The organism is Arthrobacter gengyunqii, assembly GCF_023022985.1.
GTDB lineage: Bacteria > Actinomycetota > Actinomycetes > Actinomycetales > Micrococcaceae > Arthrobacter_B > Arthrobacter_B gengyunqii.
Genome location: NZ_CP095461.1, coordinates 1,636,274 through 1,661,739, shown reverse-complemented (window position 1 = coordinate 1,661,739; position 25,466 = coordinate 1,636,274). Strand labels below are relative to the sequence as shown.

The window sequence follows — 25,466 nt, the reverse complement described above, 5'->3', positions numbered from 1 at the left end:
GGCGGCTGGTTCGTGGAAATGATTCAATGCGCATGGGGTTGCTCGGCTTTCTTTTCGTCAGGGAGTGTTGTTGAGAATGGGCCGACGGCGGGACACTGCTTTCACCAGTCCGACCAGCAGGCGGTCGCTGAGGAATCCCAGGAGGCCGATAAAGACCATGCCCGCGACAATAAGGTCGGTTTTTGACACTTCCTTTGCCTCGGTGATCATTGCTCCCAGGCCCACGGTGATGCCCGTCGTCTCACCGACCACCAGCACCACCCAGGCCAAACCAAGCGCCACCCTGAGGCCGCTGATCATCCCGGGCACCGCCGCCGGGATGACGACCTTATAGAGAGCCTGCACCTTTGGTGTTCCCAGCATTGCTGCAGCTTCCAGCAGCCGAACAGGCACATGCTGCACGGCCGAGATGGTGTTCAGGAGGATCGGAAACACGGCTGAGAGAAACACCAAGAAGATGGTGGACCGGTCACCGATGCCGATAATGATCAAGGCCAGCGGAACCCATGCCGTAACTGGAATGGGACGGATCAGGTTAAGCGTCGGTTCCAGCAGCTGCGACATCAGCTTTGAACGTCCCATCAGGACACCCAGGGGAATCGCAACCAGCATTGCGAGGCCAAAACCAGAGAAGACCCTGACAACGCTTGCCTGCGTGTGGCGGAGCAGCTCTCCGCTGAAGGGATCGTTGATGATTCCGCCCACCGCCACATCGGCCAGCCTTACGGCAACGGCACCGGGTGATGGAACCTGTGCCATTCTGATGTCCAGCGGCAGGGTCCAGCCCTGGCGTACGCCCAGGTCCCACAGAAGGACAAGCAATATCGGTGCCGGCATGGCCACGAGCACCTGCCGCAGGACTGACCAGTTGCGCCGGGGACGCGGGCTGCCCGACTGTGCCGCACTGACGGCTACGGCAGCCGTGCCACTGCCGTGGCCATCCCCTGCCGGGGAATACGAAGCAGCTATCGTCCCGCCGGCCGCAGCCGGACCTGACGTTGCCGCGGTCACGGGGTACCCGCTGTTGCAGAAGCATCAAGGAACTGGGTGTGGAGATAGTCAGTGATCACTGGTGCGGAATCGATGCTGCCGATGGCGACCATTTGCCGGGCCAGTTCCTCCACCTGGCTGATGTACTCATCGTCCAGGGATGACCTGAGCCAGATGTTCTCCACAGCGCTGTCCAGCACCTCCTGGTCGAAGGTGAATTGGCTCTGCACGCCGCCCACCCACGCCTGCTTGTCATCGAGCAGGTGGTTGGTTGCCTTGATGTGGGTTTCCACCATCGCTTCAACCAGTTCGGCGTCAGAGTCCATCACCCCGGTGTTGGTGGCCAACCCGATGTTGACCTTTCCGATTCCGGTTTCATACGGAGACGTCACCGAGACGGCGCCGGCCAGTTTGGCGATGGACGCGCCGACTTCTGCGCCGGAGAAGGCATCGATGTCACCCCTGCTGAGTGCATCGGCCATCTCCGCATAGCCGATGTTGATCATTTCCACATCGGTGTCTGGATCGATCCCTTCGGCTTTCAAGGTCAGCCGCAGGACAATCTCTTGAGAAGATCCGGGCACGTATCCGATTTTCTTTCCTCGAAGGTCCGCGGTTGAGGCGATCCCGGGCTTGCCGATAATGCCGCTGCCGCCGTCGGCCCCGGACGCGATCAATTCAATCTCCTCGCCCTGGGCCGCCCCGGCAATAATCGTTGGCACACCCAGCAGGGCAAAGTCGACGTCACCGGAGAGGAGCGCGTTCTTCTCATCGGTTGAGTTGGACATTGGCACAACCTCGATAGTCACCCCTTCCGGGGCGAACTGCTCATAGGCGTAGGCGGCGAAAAGGTGCGGCTGGCGCTGCGTGGCGACTTTTACAATCCGGTCATCCCCGGCGGCGGCCTGGGTCTCGCCCGTGCAACCGGCCAGGAGCACCATCGCGCTGACTGACAGTCCGGCGATGATGCCCGTTTTCATGGTTTTCATGGTGCTCCTTATGGTGGGTGTCGTGGGTGTCATGCGAGTGGGCCCAGCAGGGTTCTCCCCAGCGGGGTGCGGGACAGGGCGGGAAAGTCTGAGACCCTGATTTGTCCGTGAACGCCCCGTACCTGGTCCACTGCTTGGGAGATCTGGAAGTCTGCCGCAGCGCTGAGATACAGGTATGCGAGTCTTCGTTCCATCCCGAACAGTCCGGTCAGCAGCTCTATCCCGTTGGTGACGCAGTGGCGGAGGGCCACGTTCAGATCCTCGTCAAGACCGGTCGGTACGAGCAGGTCTCCGGCGGTGGCGAACGGGCCGGCGACGCCTCCGAGCACGGAACTGATCTCCGCGGCCGGAACGAGCTGAACCGTCAGCGTGGCGCGCAGGGGGGCTTCCAGGGCGGTCAGGGCAACTTCGCCATTTCCCTGTGCGTAGTGCGGGTCGCCGATATAGAACAGCGCCTCCGGGACCTGCACCGGAAGGTAGAGAGTTGCACCTTCTGTCAGCAGCTTGATGTCGATGTTGCCGCCGTGCAGGCCCGGGGGCACTGAATGGGCGCGGATGTCAGAGTCAACGGCGACGCCCATGATTCCAAGAAATGGCGCCAGGGGAAAGGCGGCCCGCTCCGCACCGGCTTCCGGGTGCAGGGGCATGGTGCCGCACCAGGAGCCGGACCGTTCCTCGACGGAACAAAACTGGCTGTAGGTGCCGTCCATGCTGCTGTCGCCGCTGAGCACTCCCTTGGCGTGGCGGGTGGAAATGACTCCGTACGGGACGCGCATGCTCAGCTTGTCGATCCGAACTGCCAGCAGGTCTCCCGGCAGGGCGCCGGCAACCGCAATGGGTCCGGTAACTATGTGGGGTCCGTCTGCATCGCTGCGGGCTACCCGGCCAGCCACGTCAACGGTGTCGCTGAGGATCTGCTCAGCCGGGACGCCGTGGTGCCGGAAGTACCCCATGGGATCGCTCCCCTGGTCACTCATCATTCCTTCGTGGCTGATGGTGTCGACAACAATTGTCTGTCCGGGCGCAACGGTGAGAACGGGTGCATCTCCGCGGGACGGCAGGCGGCCCCACAGGACATTTGCGGGCAATGCCGGAAGGTACGCGGCACCCGAAACGATGCCGCTGTCCGGCTGCAGGACCGGGAATTGTGCGGTGGTGATGGTGGGCACGAGCATCCTCTCCAAGCGAACGGTATGAACCAAAATAATTGGTCTGACCAACTGATGAATTTGAGCTTAAGTGAGGAATTCGCCGTATTCTCCGGTTAAACCAAAGCGTCACGACCCTTTTACGAGCTGGAAACATGAGACCGACGCACGGCACCATCCCTTGTAATTGGTCCGTCCATTGGTCCATATTGATCTGACAAAAGAGGACGGAGTCACAAAATGAACATCCCCCCTCTGGTGAGGCGGTCACGTAGCATCAGCACCGAATTGGCTGCCCATTTGGAGAATCTGATCAGTGGCGGAGAGCTGCAGCCCGGTGACAAGCTGCCGCCGGAAAGGGAGCTGGCTGCGTCAATGGGCGTATCCAGGGCATCCCTGCGGCAGGCAATGTTTGAACTGGAATCGAAAAACCTCATTGAACGGCGCCAGGGCAGCGGCAGCGTGGTCATGGCGCAGCAGCAGGTTGTCTCCGACCTCTATGAGCGATTTGGCCCGTTGGATGCTGAACTCGAAAATGCATTGGAACTACGCGACCTCGTGGAACCCCGCATTGCCGAACTGGCGGCGCTGCGAGCCGCGGACTCCAACCTTCTGTCGCTCGAAGATGTCCTGCTGCGCAGTAACGAAAACCTGTCCGCGCCCGAGTCCATTGCCTTGGACGTGCGATTCCACACCCTGCTCGCCCACGCCGCGCAGAATCCGCTCCTGGTCACGCTCTGCACGATGACCGGTGGGTGGACGGAGGACCTGCGGCGGCTGTCGCACGAACACGCACAGGGGCGCAGGATCTCGATAGCGGGCCACCGCAAAATCTTTGAAGCGGTTGCTGCAAGGGACGGGGCCGGGGCAGCACAGGCCATGGAGGAGCATCTCCGCGAGGTCAGCACACTGGCTCTGAGAGCGAAGGAAGACCTGACGCCCGGCGCGTCGCGGAAAGAAGGTCCTGTTGGAATCGCCACGCCATGATGGAACGCCGCCGCAGAGAACAAGCGGTCCGGCGCAAAAGAAAACACCCCGGTCCGAAGACCGGGGTGTTACCTATGCCGCGACTATCCGTGAACGATGTCTCGACGTTTTCCTTTGGTGCCCGAAGTGGGACTCGAACCCACACACCTCTCGATACTGCATTTTGAGTGCAGCGCGTCTGCCAATTCCGCCATTCGGGCCAGCCCTGCGGTGTGAATCACAAAGTTCACATTCCGTGTTGGGCGCGAATCTACTCTACATGCGGATAGGCTATTTGTGTGAACTGTCAGTTCGCACACGGCAGTCCAACCGCATCCTGAGGAGCACCTGTGTCTGAGTCCACCGAGCCCGCCCCGTCCAACACGCCGGCGCGGCGCGTCATTGTCGCCGAAGACGAGACGTTGATCCGCCTCGATATCGTGGAGATCCTCACCGGCGAGGGGTACGACGTCGTTGGCGAAGCCGACAACGGCGAGAAGGCTGTTGCCCTCGCCACGGAACTGAAGCCCGACCTGGTCCTGATGGACGTCAAGATGCCCGTCATGGACGGCATCACGGCAGCTGAGCAGATCGTCAAAGCACGCATCGCTCCGGTGGTCCTGCTGACGGCCTTCAGCCAGAAGGAACTTGTGGAGCGCGCCCGCGAAGCAGGCGCCATGGCCTACGTCGTCAAGCCCTTCACCCCCGCTGACCTAATTCCGGCGATCGAGATTGCGCTGTCCCGCCACGAGGAAATCAAGGCCCTCGAGGAAGAGGTCAGCGACCTCAAGGAGCAGTTCGCCACCCGCAAGCTGGTGGAGCGCGCCAAGTCGCTGCTGACTACCAAGATGGGCCTTACGGAACCCGAGGCGTTCCGCTGGATCCAGAAGACGTCCATGGACCGCCGGCTAAGCATGCGCGAAGTCGCCGAGACCATCATCAACCAGGTCAACTAAGGCTTCCTCCGGTAAACGCGCCACAGCAGAAAACCCCGCCCGACGTCGTCGGGCGGGGTTTTTTGCGCTCTGCATCAGGCCGCTGCCAACGCCCGACCCTTGATGGTTTCGAATTCCTCCGGGGTGATGGCACCGGCATCAAGCAGGTCCTTGGCCTTGGAGATTTCGTCGCTGGGGCTGGAGGCAACCCGGCGGATGTATTCCTCCGTGGATTTCTGCAATTCCTGCGACTCCCTCTTGGCCCGTTCATTCATCCCCCTGCCACGGGCGATCAGATAAACGAGAACCGTGAGGAACGGAAACAATACCAAAAAGATGACCCAGACAGCTTTGGCCCAGCCGCTCAGCCCGCGGTCACGAAACAAGTCGCTGATCACCGCAAAGAGGGTAAACAGATAAGCAAAGAGGACTGTCACGGTGAAGACCCACCAAATGATGTCCCAAAAATTATCCCAGTAGCTCATGGCTTCTCCGCTCTCAGATCGTACTTAGAATCATCACCCGGCGCGCTTAGGAAGGGCCATGCCCGACGGACGATATGAGGCCGCAGCTGCAGAGAAAAGAATGCAGGTCCCCCCGGTGTCGGAGATTCTTTTGGTGTTACCGCGTGTTCAGGGTCAGGTTGAAAGGTGAGCACGCGGGTTTTTCGTGCCAGGACGGCATATCCGCAAAACTGGATATGGATGGATGCTGTTGGATACGCAATTTGTAAAAAGCTGCCCGGCCGGAGGACCCGGCCGGGCAGCTTGATGGAACGAAAGCGAAGTCCGAGTTAGATGGACTTGGCCTTGCCCTTGTTGGAGTTCTTGATCGGCCACGGGCCAACCTTTTCCTTGACCCGCATCTGGCCCTCGAGGCGCTGCCCTGCGTCGGCAATGTCCCCTGCCTTGTGGACCTTGATCGAGTTGGTGGAACCTGCCTGTCCGGGAGGCGAACCGGCTGCGATCACCACGATGTCGTCGATATCCACCAAGTCATTCTCGAACAGCGTCCGGTCCACCTGGGCGGTCATCTGGTCGGTGTTCTCAGCGAACTCCACCAGCATCGGCTGGATACCCCAGAAGAGGCTCATGTAGCGGTAGGTCTCTTCCACGGGGGTGAAAGCCAGCACCGGCTTCTTGGGGCGCAGCCGCGAAAGCCGGCGGGCCGAATCGCCCGACTGGGTGAAGGTGCACACGAACTTCGCATCCAGCTGGTCGGCGATCTCGACGGCGGCACGCGTGATGGCGCCACCGCGGGTGCGCGGCTTGGATCCCAGGGCCGGTACACGGTTCAGGCCGTGCTCTTCGGTGGACTCGATGATGCGTGCCATGGTGGTCACGGTCTCGATCGGGTACTTGCCCACGGAGGTTTCGCCCGAGAGCATCACGGCGTCGGCACCGTCGAGAACGGCGTTGGCGCAGTCGGAGGCTTCGGCGCGGGTGGGCCGGGGGCTGTCGATCATGGATTCCAGCACCTGGGTGGCCACGATGACCGGCTTCGCCCAGCGGCGGGCCAGCTCAATGGCGTTTTTCTGCACCAGGGGAACATCTTCGAGGGGAAGTTCCACGCCGAGATCGCCACGGGCAACCATGATGGCGTCGAACGCATCAATGATCTCCTCGATGGCAGCTACGGCCTGGGGCTTCTCGATCTTGGCGATGACCGGAACCCGGCGGCCTTCCTCGTCCATGATTTCGTGGACGCGGCGCACGTCAATGGCGTTCCGGACGAAGGACAGGGCAACCATGTCCACGCCGCGGCGGATGGCCCAGCGCAGGTCTGCCTCATCTTTGTCGCTCATGGCAGGCACGCTCACTGCCACACCCGGCAGATTCAGGCCCTTGTTGTTGGACACGGGGCCGGGAACGGTCACTTCAGTGACCACCTTTGTGTCATCCACGGCGGTGGCACGGACGGAAACCTTGCCGTCGTCGATCAGCAGGGTGTCCCCCACGTTGACGTCGTTCGGCAGTCCCTTGTGCGTGGTGGAGACAATCTCCTTGGTCCCCGGGACATCTTCAATGGTGATCGTGAAGACATCGCCCTTGTTCAGGTAATGCGGGCCATCCATGAAGCGGCCAAGGCGGATCTTGGGACCCTGCAGGTCGGCAAAGATGCCAACCGGCTTGCCAAGTTCCTCCGAAGCGCGGCGCACGTTCTCGTACACGGAATTGTGTACGTCGTGATCTCCGTGGCTCATGTTCATGCGGGCTACGTCCACCCCTGCGCTCAGAACCGCGAGGGTGTTTTCGTAGCTGGCGATTGCTGGGCCGAATGTGGCCACAATTTTTGCACGTCTCATAGCTTCCAGCCTAGTCGTCCTGCGCGAATTACGCATGGAGAAGAGCCGCTGGGCCTGTCTCCTCGGATACAGTTGCCCGTGTTTCTTGTCTCATGCTGCCGCTGGCTTTCCCCGCTGGCACTCCGGCAGACCGCTGTCAGCCCCGGGGGAACTTCTTTGCCGGCATCCTTGTAGGCTTTAAGGCCGGATCACCAGCCAGCCATTGTCAGGAGCATCATGTCGCAAAGCTTGTCGGAGAACTCGCCGGAGCCCCGCGGCCTGAGGGAGCGCAAGAAGGCCCTCGTTCAGGCCCACCTCGTGGCAACGGCATGGGAGCTGTTCGCCGAAAGAGGCTTCGCGGCTGTCACCGTGGACCAAATCGTGGAGGCGGCGGGAGTTTCCCGCAGTTCCTTCTTCCGCTACTTCGACACCAAGGACGCCGCACTGTTCCACAACACGCGGCTCGCGCTGGACAACATGGAAGCGGATTTCGAGTTCCGCAGCCGCAGCACCCCGCCCCGCCAAGCCCTCCATCAGTCCCTGCTGCAGGCGGCGACGGAATACGAAGCCAGGCGGGGCGAATACCGCACCCTTCGCCGGCTGATGCGCGAGGACCGCGTCCTGCGCGCAAGTGCGGCCGAGTACAACCAGTCCCTCCTCGCCGAGATGACCTCCGCCTACCTTCGGCAGCTCGGCGGGAGGGACGAATTGAGCGCCCGCGTGGAAGTGGCCGTCATGTGGGCAGCAGCCACCGTCGCACTGGAATCATGGGTGCGGCTGGATGACGAGGATCTGCTGGCGCTGACGGTCCGCGCCCTGGCTGCCCTCCCCCAGGCCAGGTGACGGCCTACAGGGGCGAGATGGCCCGGTCGTTCGGCGCCACCGGTGCCGGGAGCCGGGTGGAACCCGTCAGCCACTGGTCCACGGCGGCCGCACAGGCCCGGCCTTCGGCAATCGCCCATACAATCAGCGACTGTCCGCGGCCGGCGTCTCCGGCGGCAAACACACCCGGCGTATTTGTCATGTAGTAGCCGTCGCGCGCCACATTGGAACGCTCGTCGAACTCGGTGTTCACCTGCTCGGCCAGCCCGGCCGGCTCCGGACCGGTGAAGCCCAGCGAGAGGAACACCAGGTCCGCCGGAATAACCCGTTCGGTGCCGGCCTTGGGCACTCTTCTGCCGTCCACAAATTCCGTTTCAGCAATCCGTACGCCGGTCAGCTGACCGGCCTCACCCACGAATTCCACGGTGGAGGCCAGATACGTGCGCTCACCGCCTTCCTCGTGCGCGCTGGCAGTCTCAAACAGCGTGGGGTACATCGGCCACGGCTGGTGCGCGGCCCGCTCGGCCGGCGGCTGCTTGCCAATCGCCAGGGTGGTCACTGATGCTGCCTGCTGGCGATGCGCAGTACCCAGGCAGTCCGCGCCGGTGTCGCCGCCGCCCAGGATCACCACGTGCTTGCCCTCCGCGGAAATGGAGCTCTTCACCCGTTCCCCGGCCACGGCACGGTTGGCCTGCACCAGGTATTCCATGGCGAAGTGCACGCCGTTCAGTTCGCGGCCCGGGATGGGCAGGTCGCGGGGCACGGTGGCTCCGGTGGCCACCACCACGGCGTCGTACCGCCGGCGCAGCTGTTCCCAGCTGATGTCCCGGCCCACTTCGACGCCGGTGCGGAAGCGGGTGCCCTCCGCCCGCATCTGGTCCAGCCGGCGGTCAATCTGCAGCTTTTCCATCTTGAAGTCGGGAATGCCGTAGCGCAGCAGGCCGCCAATTTTGTCATCGCGCTCGTACACGGCCACGGTGTGTCCGGCACGGGTGAGCTGCTGGGCAACGGCCAGGCCGGCCGGCCCGGAGCCGACGACGGCGATGGTTTTGTCCGTGAGCCGCTCGGGAGCGTGCGGGGTCACCCAGTTTTCGTCGAAGGCCTGGTCGATGATTGATACCTCAACCTGCTTGATCGTCACCGCCGGCTGGTTGATGCCCAGCACGCAGGACGCTTCGCAGGGCGCCGGGCACAGCCTCCCGGTGAACTCCGGGAAGTTGTTGGTGGCGTGCAGCCGTTCAACGGCCTCGCGGCCCTTGCCCCGCCACATCAGGTCATTCCATTCCGGAATGAGATTTCCCAGCGGGCAGCCCTGATGGCAGAACGGAATGCCGCAGTCCATGCAGCGCCCGGCCTGTGCCTTCAGGACGCCCTTCTCCTGCGCTTCGTAGACCTCTTTCCAGTCCATGATGCGGACGGGAACGGGCCGGCGCGGCTGCGTCTCGCGGTCGCGTACTTTCAAGAATCCGCGTGGGTCAGCCACCGGTTACCTCCAAGATTCGAGTCCATGCTTCGGCGCCGTCGGGGTCAAGACCCGCTTCGACCGCGGAGGCACGGGCGTCCAGCACAGCAGCGAAGTCACGCGGCAGCACCTTGGTCATGCGGCCAACCGTGCCGGGGAAGTCCTCCAGCAGGGCGGCCGCCAGTGCCGATTCGGTTTCTTCCACGTGCCGGATCAACAGGCCGCGGACAATGTCGGCGTCCTCGGCGTCCAGCGGCTCCAGCCGCAGTTCGCCCTTTTCCAGGGCGTCCTTGTTCATCCGTTCGGACCGCAGGTCCAGCAGGTACGCGGTGCCGCCGGACATGCCGGCGCCGAAGTTGCGTCCCGTGGGACCCAGGATCAGGGCCTGTCCCCCGGTCATGTATTCGCAGCCGTGGTCTCCGATTCCCTCCACCACCGCGGTGGCTCCGGAGTTGCGGACCAGGAAGCGTTCGCCCACCTGGCCGCGCAGGAACATTTCGCCGCTGGTGGCGCCGTAGCCGATCACGTTGCCGGCAATGACGTTGCGGGCGGCGTCGAAGACGTTGGCGCGGTCCGGCCGGACAATAATCCGTCCGCCGGAAAGGCCCTTGCCCACGTAGTCGTTCGAGTCTCCGAGCAGCCGCAGGGTGATGCCGGCCGGCAGGAACGCGCCGAGCGACTGCCCGGCCTGGCCGGTGAGTGTCACGTCGATGGTGTCGGTGGCCAGGGTGTCGATGCCGAACGTCTTGGTGACGGTGTGCCCGAGCATGGTTCCCACCGAACGGTCGGTGTTCACCACATCGAGCGTAATGCGCACCGGGTTGCGGTTCGCCAGGGCGTCGGCGCTCATCTCGATCAGCTTGTTGTCGAAGTGCGAGTCCAGGTCATGGTTTTGCGGAACCATGTTGCGCATCGGCGTGCCGGGCTCGACGACGTCGGCGCCGCGCAGGATCGGCTCCAGGTCCAGCCCGTCGGCCTTCCAGTGATCCACCGCCGCCTTGGTGTCCAGCAACTCGGTGTGCCCGATGGCTTCCTCGAGGGAACGGAAGCCAAGTTCCGCCAGGATTTCCCGCACTTCCTCAGCCAGGAACTCGAAGAAGTTCACCACGAATTCCGGCTTGCCGGAGAACCGTGCCCGCAGTTCGGGGTTTTGCGTGGCTACGCCCACCGGACAGGTGTCCAGGTGGCAGACGCGCATCATGACGCAGCCGGAGACCACCAGCGGAGCGGTGGCGAAACCGAACTCCTCACCGCCCAGCAGCGCGGCAATCACTACGTCGCGCCCGGTCTTGAGCTGTCCGTCCACCTGCACCACCACGCGGTCGCGCAGGCCGTTGAGCATCAGCGTCTGCTGTGTCTCGGCGAGCCCCAGTTCCCAAGGAGCGCCGGCGTGCTTGAGCGAGTTCAGCGGCGAGGCACCGGTGCCGCCGTCGTGCCCGGAGACGAGGACGACGTCGGCCTTGGCCTTGGTCACGCCGGCCGCCACGGTGCCGATTCCGGCTTCCGAGACGAGCTTGACGTGGACCCGGGCGCTCGGGTTGGAGCGCTTGAGGTCGTAGATCAGCTGCGCCAGGTCCTCGATGGAATAAATGTCGTGGTGCGGCGGCGGGGAAATGAGGCCGACGCCGGGCGTGGAGTGCCGGGTGCGGGCCACCCACGGGTACACCTTCTGCGCCATCAGCTGGCCGCCTTCACCGGGCTTGGCGCCCTGCGCCATCTTGATCTGGATGTCCTCGGCGTTGGTGAGGTACAGGCTGGTCACGCCGAAACGGCCCGAGGCAACCTGCTTGATGGCGGAGCGGCGCTCCGGATCCAGCAGCCGCTCGGGGTCCTCGCCGCCCTCGCCGGTGTTGGACTTGCCGCCGAGCCGGTTCATTGCAATGGCCAGGGTCTCGTGGGCTTCCTGCGAGATGGACCCGTAGCTCATGGCACCGGTGGAGAAACGCCTGACGATGCTGGCGACGGATTCCACTTCCTCCAGCGGAACGGCGGGCCGCTCCCCCGTCCGGAATTCCAGCAGGCCGCGCAGGGTCATGAGGTTCCTGGACTGGTCATCCACGCCGTTGGTGTACGCCTTGAACACGTCATAGCGGCGTTCACGGGTGGCGTGCTGGAGGCGAAACACGGTTTCCGGGTTGAACAGGTGCGGCGGACCCTCACGGCGCCACTGGTATTCGCCGCCGTTCTCCAGCGGCCGGTGCGGGTCCTCGATTTCGTCGTCGGGGTAGGCGCTGGCATGCCTGGCGGCAGCTTCCGCGGCAATGACGTCCAGGCCGACGCCGCCGAGCTGGGTCTGGGTGCCGTGGAAGAATTCATCCACCAGTTCCTGGCCCAGGCCCAGGGCCTCGAACGTCTGCGCGCCGCAGTAGGAAGCGACGGTGGAGATGCCCATTTTGGACATGATCTTCAGAACGCCCTTGCCCAGGCCCTTGATCAGGTTGGTGACGGCCTCTTCACCGGTGACACCGGTGATGTCGCCGTTGCGGACCAGTTCCTCGCAGCTTTCCATCGCCAGGTACGGGTTCACGGCCGAGGCGCCGTAGCCCATGAGCACTGCCACGTGGTGGACTTCGCGGACATCGCCGGCTTCCACCAGCAGGGAGATCTTGGTGCGGTTGGCGCTCTTGAGCAGGTGGTGGTGCACGGCGGAGAGCAGCAGCAGCGACGGGATGGGCGCCCATTGTGCACTGGAGTCCCGGTCCGACAGCACGATGTATTCGATGCCGCGGTTGACGGCGCCGGAGACCTTCTCGCAGATTTCGGCGATCCGGGCACGCAGTTCGGCCTCGCCGCCCTGCGGCCGGTACAGGCCGCGGACCTTCAGCGCGATCTTCTCGCCGTCGGCGTTGGTCAGCTTGGCGATCTTCGCCAGCTGGTCATTGTTGATGACCGGGAAGTTCAGGGCCACCTGGTGGGTGCGGACCTGGCCGGGGGCCAGCAGGTTCCCCACCGGTCCGATGGAGGCGCGCATGGAGGTGACCAGTTCCTCGCGGATGGAATCCAGCGGCGGGTTGGTGACCTGGGCGAAGGACTGCACAAAGTAGTCAAAGAGCAGCCGGGGGCGCTGGGAGAGCACGGCGATGGGTGTGTCCGAACCCATGGCTCCCAGGGGTTCGGCACCCGTGCGGGCCATCGGGCCCAGCAGGATGCGCAGTTCTTCCTGCGTGTAGCCGAAGGTGCGCTGACGCCGGTTGATGGACGCCTTGGTGTGCAGCACGTGCTCGCGCTCGGGCAGCTCTTCCAGGGTCACCTGGTTTTCCCGGACCCACTCGGCCCACGGATTGGCAGCCGCCATTTCGGCCTTGATTTCGGAGTCCTCGATGAGGCGGCCGGCTTCGGTATCCACCAGGAACATCTTGCCCGGGGAAACGCGTCCCTTGCGGACCACCTTGGCCGGATCAATGTCCACCACGCCCACCTCGGAGGCGAGCACCACCAGTCCGTCCTCGGTCACCCAGTAGCGGGCCGGGCGCAGGCCGTTGCGGTCCAGGACGGCTCCCACCTGGTTGCCGTCGGTGAAGGAGACTGCTGCGGGTCCGTCCCACGGTTCCATCAGCATGGAGTGGTACTGGTAGAAGGCACGTCGGGCCGGATCCATGGTGGCGTGGTTTTCCCAGGCCTCCGGGATCATCATCATGATGGCGTGGGTGATCGGCCGGCCGGAGAGCATCAGCAGCTCAGCGACCTCGTCAAAGGACGCGGAATCCGAGGCGCCGGGGGTACAGATGGGGAACAACTCTTCGGGGGTTTCCCCCAGCAGCGGGCTCTTCAGCTGGGACTGCCGGGCGCGCATCCAGTTCCGGTTGCCCTTGACCGTGTTGATTTCACCGTTGTGCGCAATGGTGCGGAACGGCTGGGCCAGCGGCCAGGACGGGAACGTGTTCGTGGAGAACCGGGAGTGGACAATGCCCAGCTTCGTCTTGAAGCGCGGGTCGGACAGATCCGGGTAGAAGGGTTCCAGCTGCGCGGTGGTGAGCATGCCCTTGTAGACCATGGTCTTGGAGGACAGGGAGGGGAAGTAGACGCCAAACTTGTTCTGCGACCGCTTCCGTACGCGGAAGGCGCGGGCGTCCAGGTCGGAGGCATCGCCGTCGGCCGGTGCCAGGAACACCTGGACGAAGTGCGGCATGCAGGCCCGGGACATGGCGCCCACGAGGTCAGCGACTACGGGCACTTCGCGCCAGCCCAGGACGGTCAGGCCCTCGGACTCGGCCATGGCTTCGACACCGGCGCGGGCGGTGTCCTGCTCGCGGGCTTCGGTGGGAAGAAACGCGGTGCCCACGGCGTAGGTGCCCGGCGCAGGAAGTTCGAATCCGGTGACGGCACGGAAGAATTCGTCCGGAACCTGGGTCAGCAGGCCGGCACCGTCGCCGGTGCCTTCATCGGCGCCCACGGCGCCGCGGTGCTCCAGGTTGCGGAGGGCGGTGAGGGCGGCGTCGACAATGTCATGGCCCGGCTCCCCCCGCAGCGTGGCAATGACAGCCAGTCCGCACGCGTCCTTTTCGTTCTCGGCGCGGTACAACCCGGAATCGGCCGGAAAGCCGGCGAAGCGGGTGAACGGCGAGGGCGCAGGTGCACCTGTGCCGCCGGGCGGAAACTGTTCGGTCATGAGAGGTAAGTCCTTCCCCCTGATTGCGCGGTGGGAGGGGACAACGCTGGCCCCACGGCGGAAGGCATAAACGATCCGCGGTGTCTCGATGAATCACGGACAGGTGTGCGGTGTGGTTCCCGCGGCCCTGTCCGGGCAGCCACGGCAATGTGGCATCAGCACCCGCCGCGAGGGTGACCCGGGCCGGTGCTACTTGGCAGTACCCGGTGTCCCGGGCTTGCGAGAATCTACGTCCTCGTTTTTTGTCTCTGCGAGATTAGCACGCGTCGGTTGCGATGATGCCCCGGTTCCGGAATCCGAAGATTCCGTTTCCGTGTTGTTATCTGCCTCACGTTCGGCGACGGCGGGTTCCGGCTCATGCCCGGGAAGGTACAGGGACCCTTCCTTCCCTTTTCCGGCGCGGATTGTCAGGGAAATGAACATCCCCACGGAGAAGATGAGGAGCCCGATACTGGTCCACACGTTCAACCGTTGTGTGACGCCGAAGAACGTAATCATTTCGGCGTCGTCGATGCGCAGGATCTCGATCCACAGCCGGCCCAGGGTGTAATACGCGGCGTAAATCCAGAACAGCCGCCCGCCGCGCAGCCGGAAACGTTTGTCCAGGGCAAGCAGCAGGGCCACCCCGGCCAGGCACCAGAGGGATTCGTAGAGGAAGGTGGGGTGGAAAAGGGTTCCCGGGGCTGTCCCGTCCGGGAAGTTGGGATTGTTCGCATCGATTTCCAGTCCCCACGGCACGTCGGTGGGGCTGCCGAAGAGTTCCTGGTTGAACCAGTTCCCCCAGCGGCCTACGGCCTGTGCCAGCAGCAGCCCGGGAACGCCGACGTCGGCGAAGGTGGAGAGCTTGATGCCGGCCCGCCGGCACCCAATCCAGGCTCCGACGGCGCCAAGGGCCACGGCACCCCAGATCCCCAGCCCGCCCCGCCAAATCTGCGGGATGAGGGACAGGTCACCGTTCGCGCCGAAATAAGCCGCCGGTGAGGAGACGACGTGGTAGAGCCGGCCGCCGATGATGCCGAACGGGATCGCCCAGATGGCGATGTCCCATACGGCCTCTTCGGGCAGTCCCCGACGCTTCCAGCGCACTGATGTCATCCACAGTGCCAGGATGATGCCGGCCAGGATGCACAGGGCATACGTGTGGATGGTCAGGGGACCCAGCGAGAAGCTGCTGAAGTCCGCGGGCGGGCTGGGAATGCTGGCCGGAGCCGTCACGGACATCAGGTTCATTAGCTGCTCTTTCGGGTTCCGGTGCTGAGTTCGCGGGTCAGGTCCGCCACGGCGGGGACACCGCCGTCGCGCAGTGCGGCCACCAGTGCGGTGCCCACGATCACGCCGTCGGCATAGGCTCCGATTTCGCGGACGTGGCTGGAGTTGGAGACGCCCAGGCCCACGCAGACGCGCTGTGCGCCGGCGGCACGGGCGGCGGACACCACGTCTTTGGCGGCCGTGCTGACTGAAGTGCGCGCGCCGGTGACACCCATGATGGATACGGCGTAGACGAAGCCGCGGCTGGCCGCAACGGTGCTTTTCATGCGTTGGGGAGTAGACGACGGCGCCACCAGGAAGACCCGGTCCAGCCCGTACTTGTCCGAGGCTGCCATCCATTCGGAGGCCTCGTCGGGGACCAGGTCAGGGGTAATCAGCCCCGCTCCCCCGGCTTCGGCCAGCCGGCGGGAGAATTCGTCCACACCGAGGCGGACCACGGGGTTCCAGTACGTCATGACCAGCACGGCGGCGTCCGTGGCTGCGGTGATGCCGGCGACGACGTCGAACACCTGGCTGACACGGAAGCCGGAGGCCAGCGCTTCGGTGGTGGCGGCCTGGATGACGTGGCCGTCCATGACCGGGTCGGAGTACGGAATGCCGATTTCGATCAGGTCAGCCCCGTTGCGGGCCAGGGCAATTCCTGCGTCGATGGTGTCCTGCACGCTGGGGTAGCCCGCGGGCAGATAGCCGATCAGCGCGGCGCGCCCGTCGGCGGCGGCGCGGTCAATGGCCGCCGCGGACTTGCTGAGGGCAGCGGTGCCCGAGCCGGAGGTGTTGTCGACTGCAGTGCTCACAGCTGTTCCCCTTCTTTGCCGATTTCAGCTTCGGCCGATTTGTCATCCAGCAGGTTGAACCATTCAGCGGCGGTGGCCACGTCCTTGTCACCGCGGCCGGAGAGGTTTACGAGCACAAGCTTTTCCGACGGATCGCCTTCGGCGGCCAGCCGCTGGCCCACCTTGATGGCGCCGGCCAGCGCGTGTGCGGACTCAATCGCCGGAATGATGCCTTCGGTGCGGCAGAGCAGCTGGAAGGCATCCATTGCTTCTCTGTCGGTGATGGGCTCGTAGGAAACCCGGCCAATGTCGGAGAGGTAGGAGTGTTCCGGTCCCACGCCGGGGTAGTCCAGGCCGGCGGAGATCGAGTGGGACTCCACGGTCTGGCCGTCTTCGTCCTGCATCAGGTAGGAGCGGGCGCCATGCAGCACGCCCGGGCGGCCCAGGGTAATGGTGGCGGCGTGGCGGCCGGTTTCCACGCCGTCGCCGCCGGCCTCAAACCCGTAGATCTTTACGTCGGGGTCATCCAGGAAGCCGTGGAAAATGCCGATGGCGTTGGAGCCGCCCCCAATGCAGGCGCACACGGCGTCGGGCAGCCGGCCGGTTTGTTCCAGCATTTGAGCACGGGCTTCTTCACCGATGACTTCGTGGAAGTAGCGGACCATGGCCGGGAACGGGTGCGCTCCGGCGGCGGTGCCCAGCAGGTAGTGGGTGTTGTCCACGTTGGCGACCCAGTCACGCAGCGCTTCGTTGATGGCGTCCTTCAGGGTGGCCGAGCCGTGGCTCACCGGGATCACAGTGGCGCCGAGCAGTTCCATCCGGGCCACGTTCAGGGCCTGGCGGCGGCAGTCCTCGGCGCCCATGTACACCACGCACTCCAGGCCCAGCAGGGCGGCCGCGGTCGCGCTGGCCACACCGTGCTGGCCGGCTCCGGTTTCGGCGATGAGGCGGGTCTTGCCCATCCGCTTGGCCAGCAGGGCCTGGCCCAGGACGTTGTTGATCTTGTGGGAACCGGTGTGGTTCAGGTCTTCGCGCTTGAGGAAGATCCGGACGCCGCCGGCGTGCTCGGCGAAGCGCTTGGCTTCGGTGAGCAGGGACGGACGGCCGGAGTAGTTCTTGTTCAGGTCAGCAATCTGAGCGCGGAACTCCGGATCGGCCTTGGCCTTCTCGAAGGTGTCTTCCAGCTCATCCAGTGCGGCAATCAGGGATTCCGGCATCCATCGTCCGCCGTACTCGCCGAAATACGGTCCGGAGGCGTGGCGCAGCGAACCGTGAACGTTCAGGAACGCTTCAGCCACCTCTTCCGTGACGGTTCCGGCCGCGGCGCGCTGGGCATCCTCAGCGGGGGCAGTGGAAGGGGCTGTTGACGCTGCGTTGGTCTGCGCTGCGCCGGTCTGGTCCGGATTCCCGGTCATGGGGCTGGTTCCTGTCCTGCTTTGGTCCGGACGGCGGACCGCCCGGACAGGGAATGTGTTGCTCTGTCAGCCTGCCGTCAGCCTTTGCCGTGGATCTGCCGGGCGGCGATGGCCCTGCGGCCGGCTTGGGCGAAGTCGGCGATGGTGGCCGCAGGATCATCGTGGCGCACCAGGGCCTCCCCCACCAGGACGGCGTTGGCGCCGTCGGCGGCGTACTGCTCGACGTCGGCGGTGTCGCGGACTCCGGATTCGGCGATCACGAGCGCTGCGGCGGGGATGCTGCCGGCCAGCGGCGCGAAGACCGTACGGTCAACGTCCAGGGTTTTCAGGTTGCGCACGTTCACGCCTACGATTCGGGCACCGACGGCGACGGCGCGTTCAACTTCCTGCGCGGTATGTGTCTCCACCAGGGCGTTCATCCCCAGCTCATGCGTGAGCGCCAGGAAATCCTTGAGCTGGGCATCGTCAAGGGCTGCCACGATGAGCAGCACCAAGTCGGCGCCGTGGGCACGGGCTTCCCAGATCTGGTACTCGTCAACGGTGAAGTCCTTGCGCAGCAGCGGGATCCGCACTGCGGCACGGACGGCGTCAAAATCGGCCAGCGAACCGCCGAAGCGCCGCTGTTCCGTGAGCACGCTGATGACCGCTGCGCCGCCGTCTTCGTAACTGGCCGCCAGGGCGGCCGGATCGGTAATCTCGGCGAGGGCACCCTTGGAGGGGCTGCTGCGCTTAACCTCGGCGATAACCCGGAGTTCGCCGCGGGGGTTGTCATTGCCGCCCAGGGCAGCAAAGGCGTCCAGTGCGGGAGCAGCCGCATGGGCACGCTCCCGCATCTGTTCCAGCGGAACGGCTTGCCGGCGTGCGTCGAGGTCCTCGGCGACGCCGGCAATGATGTCGTCCAGGACGCTCATGATTTAGTGGCCGCTGTTGGAGAGCTTCGAGCCGCCCACGCCGTAGCCGGCCTTCTTCATGATGAAGCCAACCACCAGGCCGAGCGCGATGACGCCCAGGCCGATGCAGAACCACAGCACGCTGGCAATGATGAAGCCAACGCTGGAGATTCCGGCGCCGACGATCATGATCAGGACACAGGTCCAGGCTGCGGGGGTGTTGCCGTGGCCGATGGTTTCATCGTGGATGCTGGCGTGGCGCTCGGCTTCATTTTCGGGCTTGGCGTCAACGTTGCTGCGGGTGGCGTTTGAGCTCATGGTAAATCTCCTCTGTACGAATCAGTTTCCATTCTGCCATTGACTGGCGGAAACTCTTTCACGTGTTGCGGTGCTTTAACGATTCCGGCGGGCGCCGGTCTGGCGGGACTGTGGTTCAGCGGTAGTTCGTGGGGTCATCCCCGCGCGTCAGCCGGTCCCAGCTGTCGATTTCATCAACCGGCTCCGGGCCCTCGTCACTGTTTCCGGCGTCGGGCGAAGCGGGGTCCGTCACCGTGCTTGCGGAGTCGGCGGGGTCCGTCGTCGTGCCGGCAGCAGGTACCGGTGCGTAACGGCGCGAGGACTTCCAGCTGCGGCTGGCGATAGCCAGCCAGACGCCGGTGAGCGCGATCAGGACACCTGATACCAATGCCGCCCACGGCATGCCCGTGAGCGTAACCACGGTGCCGGCTGCTCCGCTGACACCGATCGCCTGTCCGATGGCTCCGGCGGCGCCCTGGGCGGGATCGCTGATGACGGTCCAGCTGGCGGCAGCCACACCGATACCCGAGACCACCAGGATCACGCTGACGATCCAGCGGGCCACGGACCCGGCAATCGAGGCTGCCAGGCCTGCCGTAATGGCGACGACGGCGAAGGCCGTCACCGCGGTGGCGGCATCGGATCCTGAAACGGCCAGGTCCGGGGTCTGGACGGCCGTCGCGGGCAGCTGGACGTTCAGCCATGTGCGCGTGGTGGTGGCAAAGGCTGCGATGCCAAAGAGCACCGCCGCCATGATGACGGTTCCCTTGCGCTGCCACCGTTTGGTGGATGTGCTCACTGCGGTACTTCCTGCTCTGAGGATTGGGGGTGGGAGAAGCTTGGTGCGGCGGCGACGGTTTCCAGGCTCCGGGCAATCAGGGCAGCGCGCAGCGGCGCGGCCGCCTTGTTGACTGTTTCCTGGGCCTCGGCTTCCAGGTCGGAGTCCGCCACGATGCCGCCGCCCGCCTGGACAAAAGCTTTGCCGTCGCGCAGCAGTGCCGAGCGGATGGCGATGGCCATGTCCATGTCTCCGGCGAAGTCCAGGTAGCCGACAACGCCGCCGTAAATGCCGCGGCGGTGCGGCTCCAGCTCGTCCAGCAGGCGCAGGGCGCGGGGCTTGGGGGCGCCGGACAGGGTTCCGGCCGGGAAGGTTGCAGCCAGCACGTCATAGGCACTGCGCTGAGGCGCGAGTTCACCGACCACGGTGGAGACCAGGTGCATGATGTGGCTGAACCGCTCCACCTCCATGAACTGCGTGACGTCCACGCTGCCGGGAGCGCACACCTTGGAAAGGTCGTTGCGGGCCAGATCCACCAGCATCAGGTGTTCGGCGCGTTCCTTTTCGTCCGCCAGCAGTTCCTCGGCCAGGGCACGGTCCAGTTCGGTGGTCTTGCCGCGCGGCCGGGAGCCGGCGATGGGATGGGTGATGACTTCGCTGCCCGTCACTGTCACCAGGGCTTCGGGCGAGGAGCCGACGACGGCGAACGGGTTGCCGCGGGAGTCCTCGAAGTTGAACAGGTACATGTACGGGCTCGGGTTGGTGTTGCGCAGCACCCGGTACACGTCCAGCGGGTCCGACGCGCAGTCCAGTTCGAAGCGCCGCGAAATGACCACCTGGAACACTTCGCCGTCCACGATGGCTTCCTTGCCCCGCTGCACCGCCTTGGTGTACTCGGGTTTGGGCCAGGATTCCTTGACGCCGTCGGTGAGGGTGGAGGTGTCCACGCTTCCGCCGTTCAGCACGGAGACCGGCTGCGGGGTGGGTTCAGCCAGCCGCTGCAGCATGGAATTTACGCGCGCCACGGCGTCGTGCCAAGCTTCGTCCACGCGCTCGTCGGAGCCGTCCATGTTGATGGCGTTGGCCACCAGCATGACGGTGCCGTTGGAGTTGTCGTGGATGGCCATGTCCGAGACCAGGTTCATGGCCAGTTCCGGCAGGTCCAGGTCATCCACAGGAGGGTTGGGCAGTTTTTCCCAGTGCCGAACGGTTTCCCAGCCGACAAACCCCACCAGCCCGGAGGTGAACGGCGGCACGCCGTCCAGCCGCTCGGTCTGCAGCAGGTCAATGGTGCGGGCCACGGCTTCCACGGGGTTTCCGTCCAGCGGCACCCCGGTCGGCGGCTCGCCGAGCCAGTGCGTTTCGCCGTCGTGCGTGGTCAGCGTGGCGCGGGAGGAGGCGCCAATAAAGGAGTACCGGGACCAGACTCCGCCGGCGGCAGCGGATTCCATCAGGAAGGTTCCCGGCGCGCCCGCGGTGAGCTTGCGATAGATGCCGATGGGTGTGTGGGCGTCGGCCAGCACGCTCAGGTGCACCGGAACCACGCGGTGTTCAGCGGCCAGGGCCCGGAATTCCTCAAGGCCGGGACGGATAACTCCAAGATCCTGCATGTGTCTGGTTTCTTTCCGGGTCAGCTGGCGGCGTCGGTCGCGGCCAGAACGGGGAGCTCCCGGCCGTCAAAGCAGGTGTGCGTTCCGGTGTGGCACGCGGCCCCCACCTGGTCCACGCGGACCAGGAGGGCATCGCCGTCGCAGTCCAGGGCCACGGATTTGACCCATTGGACATGCCCGGATGTGTCGCCCTTGCGCCAGTATTCCTGGCGTGAGCGGGACCAGAAGGTCACCCGTCCCGTGGTCAGGGTGCGGTGCAGCGCCTCGTCGTCCATCCAGCCGAGCATTAGCACCTCACCGGTGTCGTGCTGCTGGACGACGGCGGCCACCAGTCCGGCGTCGTCGCGCTTCAGTGCTGCACTGATCGCGGGATCGAGGCCGGGCGCGGACGGGAAGTCTGAGGAAGAGATTGAGGAAGGCATCGTACCGATTCTAGTGTGTTTGGGTGCAGCCCACTCTCCGGGCCCGTCGCCCGCGCCAAAAACCGCCGAACGTGCTAGTTTCAGCAGTGATGCGATACGTACAACCTTCCCGTGAAGTCCTGGCCGAAACGTTGCTTGCGGCCGGTCCTCAAGCGCCCACTTTGTGCGAAGGCTGGCTGACCAAGGACTTGGCCGCCCACCTGTATCTGCGCGAGCACAAGCCCGCCGCCGCGCTGGGGTTTTTCCTGAAGCCCTTTGCCAAGAAAACGGACAAGGCCATGGAGGAAATGGCTGCCAGGGCTTCCACCACCGAGGGGTACGCCAAGCTGGTCCGCGCCTTCCGCGCCGGTCCTCCGCGCCTGTCCCCCATGCATCTGAAGGCCGTGGACAACAGCGCCAATCTCGTGGAGTACTTCATCCACACCGAAGACGTGCGCCGCGCCGGAGACCGCTGGGCTCCGCGGGCATTGGACCCCGACTATTCCGATGCCCTGTGGGCGGACCTGATCAAGCGTGCGGCCCTGCTGTACCGCGGAGTGGACCTCGGCATTGTCCTGGTGCGTCCGGACGGTCCCCGGCACGTCGCCAAGCGCGCTCCCGTGTCCGTGGCCATCATCGGCGAGCCCTGCGAGCTGCTCATGCACGCCCATGGCCGCACCAAGCAGGCACTCGTGATGTTCGAGGGCCAGCCGGACGCCGTCGCGCTTCTGGAAAGCGCCGATATCGGGATCTAGCGTCGACTTTGCCTCAGGCGAGACGGCGTTACCGGTGCCTTCACGGCACGGACACTCACGTGCTCGTCCGTGCCGTCAGCTCCCGGATCTTTCGGCGGGCGGGCGAAGGATCGCGTCGCCGTCGCTGACCAGAGCGACTGCGACGCCGTGCTTTGCCGCCAGAGACGTGAAGAGGGGCCTGGCCGCGGATTCCTGGCTCCAGGCGAAGGCCCCGTAAACCACGGTTGTCCCGATGGAGTAATCGGTCACCCGGACCTCCAGCTCGGGATCCGCGTCAAATTCTTCATCCGTCGGGGAGCCGGGTCCGTTCATCGGTGGAAACGTTTGAATAAGGTCGCCGTAAAACTCCCTCAAGGATGGCGTTGTCACGGCTGCGTCGTCGTAGGAATGATCCTCGGACCATTCTGATTGTTTGTTCCACCAGGCGGGGAAGTCCTCGTCCGTCACGCTGTTCGGGTCAAAGGCCAAGATGTCGTAAGTCATGCCCCGCAGATTACCGCGCACCCCCAACCGACGGCGCGCAGGAAAGCATCCCCGCGTGTTGTGTCCCCAATTCTGCGGCGCCTGCCGGCACTGTCACCGCAGAGGGAGGGATGGAAGCGGCCAGCCAGACAGCATTGATAACCGCGCCCCAAGATACCGCTGAGGCGCCCCACCCACCGGTGAGGCGCCTTATCCCGGCTAAGGGCTATGAAACCTAGATAGTTGCCGCGTCAATGACGAAGCGGTACCGAACGTCGGACTTCAGCACGCGCTCGTAGGCGGTGTTGATCTCGGCGGCGTCGATCAGTTCAATTTCCGGGGCAATGTTGTGCTCGGCGCAGAAGTCCAGCATTTCCTGGGTTTCGCGGATGCCGCCGATGTTCGAGGCGGCGTAGGAGCGTCGCTTGCCCATCAGGGCGAAGACAGAGATGGGCAGGGGCTCCGGCGGGGCGCCGACACTGACCATGGTGCCGTCCAGGCGCAGCAGCGAGAGGTACTGCTGCAGGTCAATCGGCGCGCTGACCGTGTTGATGATCAGGTCGAAGGTGTTGGACAACTTCTCAAAGGTGCTCTCGTCGCTGGTGGCGAAGTAGTCCTTTGCACCAAACCGCAGGCCGTCCTCCTGCTTGCTGAGGGTCTGTGACAGGACGGTGACGTCGGCGCCCATGGCGACGGCGATCTTAACTGCCATGTGGCCCAGTCCGCCCATGCCGACGACGGCGACTCGCTTGCCGGGGCCGGCGTTCCAGTGCATCAGGGGCGAGTATGTGGTGATGCCGGCGCAGAGCAGCGGAGCTGCCGCTTCGTACGGAATGCTCTCCGGGACGCTGAGGACGAAGTCGTCGTTGACCACCACGGAGGTGGCGTAGCCGCCCTGGGTGATGCTGCCGTCCACATCCTTGCTCGCGTAGGTGCCGATGTTGCCGTTGAGGCAGTAGTTCTCCATGCCGGCCTGGCAGTTTTCACACTCGCGGCAGGAGTTGACCATGCAGCCAACGCCCACGCGGTCGCCAACTTTGTGCTTGGTGACGTCGGAGCCGACCTCGGCAACGGTGCCGACGATTTCGTGCCCCACCACCTGCGGGTACGCGATGGGTCCCCATTCGCCGCGGACGGTGTGGATGTCGGAGTGGCAGACACCGGCGTAGGCGATGTCGATCAGGACGTCGTGGGCACCGACGTCGCGCCGTTCAATGGTGGTGGGAACCAGGTCATCGGTAGGCGAGGTGGCAGCGTAAGCGCGTGCGGTAGTCATATTTCTCCATGCTTTGGGGGAACAGTGCCGTAGGGCACTTAAGACACAAGTCCGGTGTGGCTCCGTTTATTTCCACTGCACCCCGCGGTTTCGCCGCGTCCTCCGCCCATCCCGAAAGTGGGCGCCAAAAAAGCCGGATTAGAAATAGGCATACGGGCCACTCAGCGCAGAAAAGATGCCGGCGGCGACGAAGAGGACCGTCAGGACTGAGAAGGCCAAAAACGGCCACCATCTACGGACCCACGTGCCGACCTGCCGGAACCGCAGAGTCGCATACAACGAGACGCCGGCACAGGGCAGCCACACAAAGGAAAAGACCACGAATGCAATCTCCATTCCCCCCTCGTAGCAGCCGGAGCCGTAACCGGTTTCCGGCGTGCACACCATCCGGCTGGGGTAATACCCAAGATTGATCCCAAGCCACAGGGCCGGCAGGGCGCAGACCACTGCCCCTGCCAGCACCAGCACTGCAGAGCCCACGCTCAGCACGCTTGAGCGTGTATACATCCCCATGCTGCCACCCTAGCTGTCGGGGATGCTTCTTATTGTGAGCGTCCTAGCGGACCGGGAACCCGGCCTCGCGGATGGCCTGCTTAACGTCGGCGATGGCATGGTCGGGCCCGAAGTGGAACACCGACGCAGCCAAAACCGCGTCCGCACCGGCGATCACGGCGGCTGGGAAGTGCTCCGGCTTGCCGGCTCCCCCGGAGGCGATCAGCGGAACCTTCACCGCGGCACGCACGGCCTTGATCATCTCGATGTCGAAGCCCTCACGGGTGCCGTCGGCGTCGATGGAGTTCAGCAGGATCTCCCCCACGCCGCGGTCCGCTGCCTCGCGGGCCCAGGCGACGGCGTCGATCCCGGTGCCCCGGCGGCCGCCGTGGGTGGTGATTTCAAATCCCGACGGCGTGGCGCCGTCGTGCGTGCGCCGGGCGTCCACGGAGAGCACCAGCACCTGCGAACCGAAGTGGCGGGTGATTTCGTCGATGACATCCGGGCGGGCCACAGCGGCGGAGTTGATGGAGGCCTTGTCCGCACCGGAGCGCAGCAGCTTATCCACGTCCGCAATGCCGCGCACTCCCCCGCCGACCGTCAGCGGAATGAACACTTCCTCCGCTGTCCGGGAGACGACGTCGAACACGTTGTCCCGGTTGCCCGAGGACGCGGTGACGTCCAGGAAGGTCAGCTCGTCGGCGCCGGCCTTGTCATACCGGTGCGCGAGTTCCACCGGATCCCCGGCGTCGCGCAGGCCCTCAAAGTTGATGCCCTTGACCACGCGGCCGGCGTCGACGTCCAGGCAGGGGATGACGCGGATGGCAACACTCATGGTGTTCT

23 protein-coding genes and 1 tRNA gene are annotated in these 25,466 nt (G+C 64.7%); 4 read left to right on the top strand and 20 right to left on the bottom strand.

Annotation, left to right across the window (positions count from 1 at the left end; genetic code table 11):
• Positions 1-57: 57 nt before the first annotated feature.
• From MUG94_RS07590 to MUG94_RS07580, 3 genes are read right to left on the bottom strand one after another with little or no spacing between them, the layout of a single operon-like run.
• Positions 58-1,011 (bottom strand): ABC transporter permease, encoded by a 954-nt coding sequence (locus tag MUG94_RS07590; protein ID WP_227908656.1) that lies wholly within the window; start codon positions 1,009-1,011, stop codon positions 58-60.
• On the bottom strand, positions 1,008-1,979 hold the full coding sequence (locus tag MUG94_RS07585; protein WP_227908655.1) for an ABC transporter substrate-binding protein: 972 nt from the start codon (positions 1,977-1,979) through the stop codon (positions 1,008-1,010). The genes MUG94_RS07590 and MUG94_RS07585 overlap by 4 nt, the downstream gene beginning before the upstream one ends.
• A 29-nt stretch (positions 1,980-2,008) precedes the next feature.
• Positions 2,009-3,154: an acetamidase/formamidase family protein gene (locus MUG94_RS07580; protein ID WP_423724427.1), complete on the bottom strand. Its 1,146-nt coding sequence runs from the start codon at positions 3,152-3,154 to the stop codon at positions 2,009-2,011.
• Between the two features lie 213 nt (positions 3,155-3,367).
• On the opposite strand from MUG94_RS07580, the gene MUG94_RS07575 reads away from it, so the two are divergent.
• Complete coding sequence (locus MUG94_RS07575; RefSeq protein WP_227908651.1) at positions 3,368-4,114, top strand: FadR/GntR family transcriptional regulator; 747 nt, start codon at positions 3,368-3,370, stop codon at positions 4,112-4,114.
• A 115-nt stretch (positions 4,115-4,229) separates the two neighbouring features.
• Here the strand turns inward: MUG94_RS07575 and MUG94_RS07570 are convergent.
• A tRNA-Leu gene (locus MUG94_RS07570) sits at positions 4,230-4,314 on the bottom strand.
• A 129-nt stretch (positions 4,315-4,443) separates the two neighbouring features.
• Between MUG94_RS07570 and MUG94_RS07565 the strand changes: the two genes are divergently transcribed.
• Positions 4,444-5,049, top strand: a complete 606-nt coding sequence (locus MUG94_RS07565; RefSeq protein ID WP_104054501.1) for an ANTAR domain-containing response regulator — start codon at positions 4,444-4,446, stop codon at positions 5,047-5,049.
• Positions 5,050-5,123: 74 nt separating this feature from the next.
• On the opposite strand, the gene MUG94_RS07560 is transcribed toward MUG94_RS07565, so the two are convergent.
• Positions 5,124-5,513 (bottom strand): SHOCT domain-containing protein, encoded by a 390-nt coding sequence (locus MUG94_RS07560; RefSeq protein WP_227908648.1) that lies wholly within the window; start codon positions 5,511-5,513, stop codon positions 5,124-5,126.
• Positions 5,514-5,821: 308 nt separating this feature from the next.
• Entirely contained in the window at positions 5,822-7,333 is a 1,512-nt protein-coding gene (pyk, locus tag MUG94_RS07555; protein ID WP_227908646.1) for a pyruvate kinase, read from the bottom strand.
• Between the two features lie 216 nt (positions 7,334-7,549).
• Here pyk and MUG94_RS07550 point away from each other — a divergent pair, with 216 nt between their 5' ends.
• The gene (locus MUG94_RS07550) at positions 7,550-8,155 is read left to right on the top strand and encodes a TetR family transcriptional regulator (RefSeq protein ID WP_227889540.1); all 606 of its coding nucleotides are present in this window, start codon (positions 7,550-7,552) and stop codon (positions 8,153-8,155) included.
• 4 nt (positions 8,156-8,159) lie between these two features.
• On the opposite strand, the gene MUG94_RS07545 is transcribed toward MUG94_RS07550, so the two are convergent.
• From MUG94_RS07545 to hisI, 10 genes are all read right to left on the bottom strand, one after another.
• Positions 8,160-9,617, bottom strand: coding sequence for a glutamate synthase subunit beta (locus MUG94_RS07545; RefSeq protein ID WP_227908645.1), 1,458 nt, complete (start codon positions 9,615-9,617; stop codon positions 8,160-8,162).
• Positions 9,610-14,205 (bottom strand): glutamate synthase large subunit, encoded by a 4,596-nt coding sequence (gene gltB / locus MUG94_RS07540; protein ID WP_227908643.1) that lies wholly within the window; start codon positions 14,203-14,205, stop codon positions 9,610-9,612. Before gltB ends, MUG94_RS07545 begins: the two co-directional genes overlap by 8 nt.
• A gap of 189 nt (positions 14,206-14,394) precedes the next feature.
• Complete coding sequence (gene lgt, locus MUG94_RS07535) at positions 14,395-15,435, bottom strand: prolipoprotein diacylglyceryl transferase (RefSeq protein WP_227908640.1); 1,041 nt, start codon at positions 15,433-15,435, stop codon at positions 14,395-14,397.
• Positions 15,435-16,268 (bottom strand): tryptophan synthase subunit alpha, encoded by an 834-nt coding sequence (trpA, locus tag MUG94_RS07530; RefSeq protein ID WP_227889536.1) that lies wholly within the window; start codon positions 16,266-16,268, stop codon positions 15,435-15,437. The genes lgt and trpA overlap by 1 nt, the downstream gene beginning before the upstream one ends.
• Entirely contained in the window at positions 16,265-17,662 is a 1,398-nt protein-coding gene (gene trpB, locus MUG94_RS07525) for a tryptophan synthase subunit beta (protein WP_227889535.1), read from the bottom strand. The genes trpA and trpB overlap by 4 nt, the downstream gene beginning before the upstream one ends.
• 77 nt (positions 17,663-17,739) lie before the next feature.
• Positions 17,740-18,573, bottom strand: a complete 834-nt coding sequence (gene trpC / locus MUG94_RS07520) for an indole-3-glycerol phosphate synthase TrpC (protein ID WP_227908637.1) — start codon at positions 18,571-18,573, stop codon at positions 17,740-17,742.
• A 3-nt stretch (positions 18,574-18,576) separates the two neighbouring features.
• The gene (locus MUG94_RS07515) at positions 18,577-18,870 is read right to left on the bottom strand and encodes an HGxxPAAW family protein (RefSeq protein ID WP_227889533.1); all 294 of its coding nucleotides are present in this window, start codon (positions 18,868-18,870) and stop codon (positions 18,577-18,579) included.
• Between the two features lie 115 nt (positions 18,871-18,985).
• The gene (locus MUG94_RS07510; protein WP_227908635.1) at positions 18,986-19,648 is read right to left on the bottom strand and encodes a Trp biosynthesis-associated membrane protein; all 663 of its coding nucleotides are present in this window, start codon (positions 19,646-19,648) and stop codon (positions 18,986-18,988) included.
• Positions 19,645-21,237 (bottom strand): anthranilate synthase component I, encoded by a 1,593-nt coding sequence (locus MUG94_RS07505; protein WP_227908634.1) that lies wholly within the window; start codon positions 21,235-21,237, stop codon positions 19,645-19,647. The genes MUG94_RS07510 and MUG94_RS07505 overlap by 4 nt, the downstream gene beginning before the upstream one ends.
• A gap of 20 nt (positions 21,238-21,257) precedes the next feature.
• Entirely contained in the window at positions 21,258-21,659 is a 402-nt protein-coding gene (gene hisI, locus MUG94_RS07500) for a phosphoribosyl-AMP cyclohydrolase (protein WP_227908633.1), read from the bottom strand.
• Positions 21,660-21,748: 89 nt separating this feature from the next.
• Here hisI and MUG94_RS07495 point away from each other — a divergent pair, with 89 nt between their 5' ends.
• On the top strand, positions 21,749-22,393 hold the full coding sequence (locus tag MUG94_RS07495) for a TIGR03085 family metal-binding protein (RefSeq protein ID WP_227908631.1): 645 nt from the start codon (positions 21,749-21,751) through the stop codon (positions 22,391-22,393).
• A 75-nt stretch (positions 22,394-22,468) separates the two neighbouring features.
• Here the strand turns inward: MUG94_RS07495 and MUG94_RS07490 are convergent, their stop codons facing one another.
• From MUG94_RS07490 to hisF, 4 genes are all read right to left on the bottom strand, one after another.
• Positions 22,469-22,876, bottom strand: coding sequence for a hypothetical protein (locus tag MUG94_RS07490; RefSeq protein WP_227908629.1), 408 nt, complete (start codon positions 22,874-22,876; stop codon positions 22,469-22,471).
• Between the two features lie 214 nt (positions 22,877-23,090).
• Positions 23,091-24,131, bottom strand: a complete 1,041-nt coding sequence (locus tag MUG94_RS07485) for an NAD(P)-dependent alcohol dehydrogenase (protein ID WP_227908627.1) — start codon at positions 24,129-24,131, stop codon at positions 23,091-23,093.
• Positions 24,132-24,269: 138 nt separating this feature from the next.
• Positions 24,270-24,644, bottom strand: a complete 375-nt coding sequence (locus MUG94_RS07480; RefSeq protein WP_227908625.1) for a hypothetical protein — start codon at positions 24,642-24,644, stop codon at positions 24,270-24,272.
• Positions 24,645-24,687: 43 nt separating this feature from the next.
• Positions 24,688-25,458 (bottom strand): imidazole glycerol phosphate synthase subunit HisF, encoded by a 771-nt coding sequence (gene hisF, locus MUG94_RS07475; protein WP_104054516.1) that lies wholly within the window; start codon positions 25,456-25,458, stop codon positions 24,688-24,690.
• Between the last annotated feature and the right edge of the window lie 8 nt (positions 25,459-25,466).

Coding starts and splice junctions, on each gene's coding strand:
- MUG94_RS07585 (WP_227908655.1), bottom strand. CDS start 1,979: ATGAAAACCATGAAAACGGGCATCATCGCCGGACTGTCAGTCAGCGCG.
- MUG94_RS07580 (WP_423724427.1), bottom strand. CDS start 3,154: ATGCTCGTGCCCACCATCACCACCGCACAATTCCCGGTCCTGCAGCCG.
- MUG94_RS07575 (WP_227908651.1), top strand. CDS start 3,368: ATGAACATCCCCCCTCTGGTGAGGCGGTCACGTAGCATCAGCACCGAA.
- MUG94_RS07560 (WP_227908648.1), bottom strand. CDS start 5,513: ATGAGCTACTGGGATAATTTTTGGGACATCATTTGGTGGGTCTTCACC.
- pyk (WP_227908646.1), bottom strand. CDS start 7,333: ATGAGACGTGCAAAAATTGTGGCCACATTCGGCCCAGCAATCGCCAGC.
- MUG94_RS07550 (WP_227889540.1), top strand. CDS start 7,550: ATGTCGCAAAGCTTGTCGGAGAACTCGCCGGAGCCCCGCGGCCTGAGG.
- gltB (WP_227908643.1), bottom strand. CDS start 14,205: ATGACCGAACAGTTTCCGCCCGGCGGCACAGGTGCACCTGCGCCCTCG.
- lgt (WP_227908640.1), bottom strand. CDS start 15,435: ATGAACCTGATGTCCGTGACGGCTCCGGCCAGCATTCCCAGCCCGCCC.
- trpB (WP_227889535.1), bottom strand. CDS start 17,662: ATGACCGGGAATCCGGACCAGACCGGCGCAGCGCAGACCAACGCAGCG.
- trpC (WP_227908637.1), bottom strand. CDS start 18,573: ATGAGCGTCCTGGACGACATCATTGCCGGCGTCGCCGAGGACCTCGAC.
- MUG94_RS07515 (WP_227889533.1), bottom strand. CDS start 18,870: ATGAGCTCAAACGCCACCCGCAGCAACGTTGACGCCAAGCCCGAAAAT.
- MUG94_RS07505 (WP_227908634.1), bottom strand. CDS start 21,237: ATGCAGGATCTTGGAGTTATCCGTCCCGGCCTTGAGGAATTCCGGGCC.
- hisI (WP_227908633.1), bottom strand. CDS start 21,659: ATGCCTTCCTCAATCTCTTCCTCAGACTTCCCGTCCGCGCCCGGCCTC.
- MUG94_RS07495 (WP_227908631.1), top strand. CDS start 21,749: ATGCGATACGTACAACCTTCCCGTGAAGTCCTGGCCGAAACGTTGCTT.
- MUG94_RS07490 (WP_227908629.1), bottom strand. CDS start 22,876: ATGACTTACGACATCTTGGCCTTTGACCCGAACAGCGTGACGGACGAG.
- MUG94_RS07485 (WP_227908627.1), bottom strand. CDS start 24,131: ATGACTACCGCACGCGCTTACGCTGCCACCTCGCCTACCGATGACCTG.
- MUG94_RS07480 (WP_227908625.1), bottom strand. CDS start 24,644: ATGGGGATGTATACACGCTCAAGCGTGCTGAGCGTGGGCTCTGCAGTG.
- hisF (WP_104054516.1), bottom strand. CDS start 25,458: ATGAGTGTTGCCATCCGCGTCATCCCCTGCCTGGACGTCGACGCCGGC.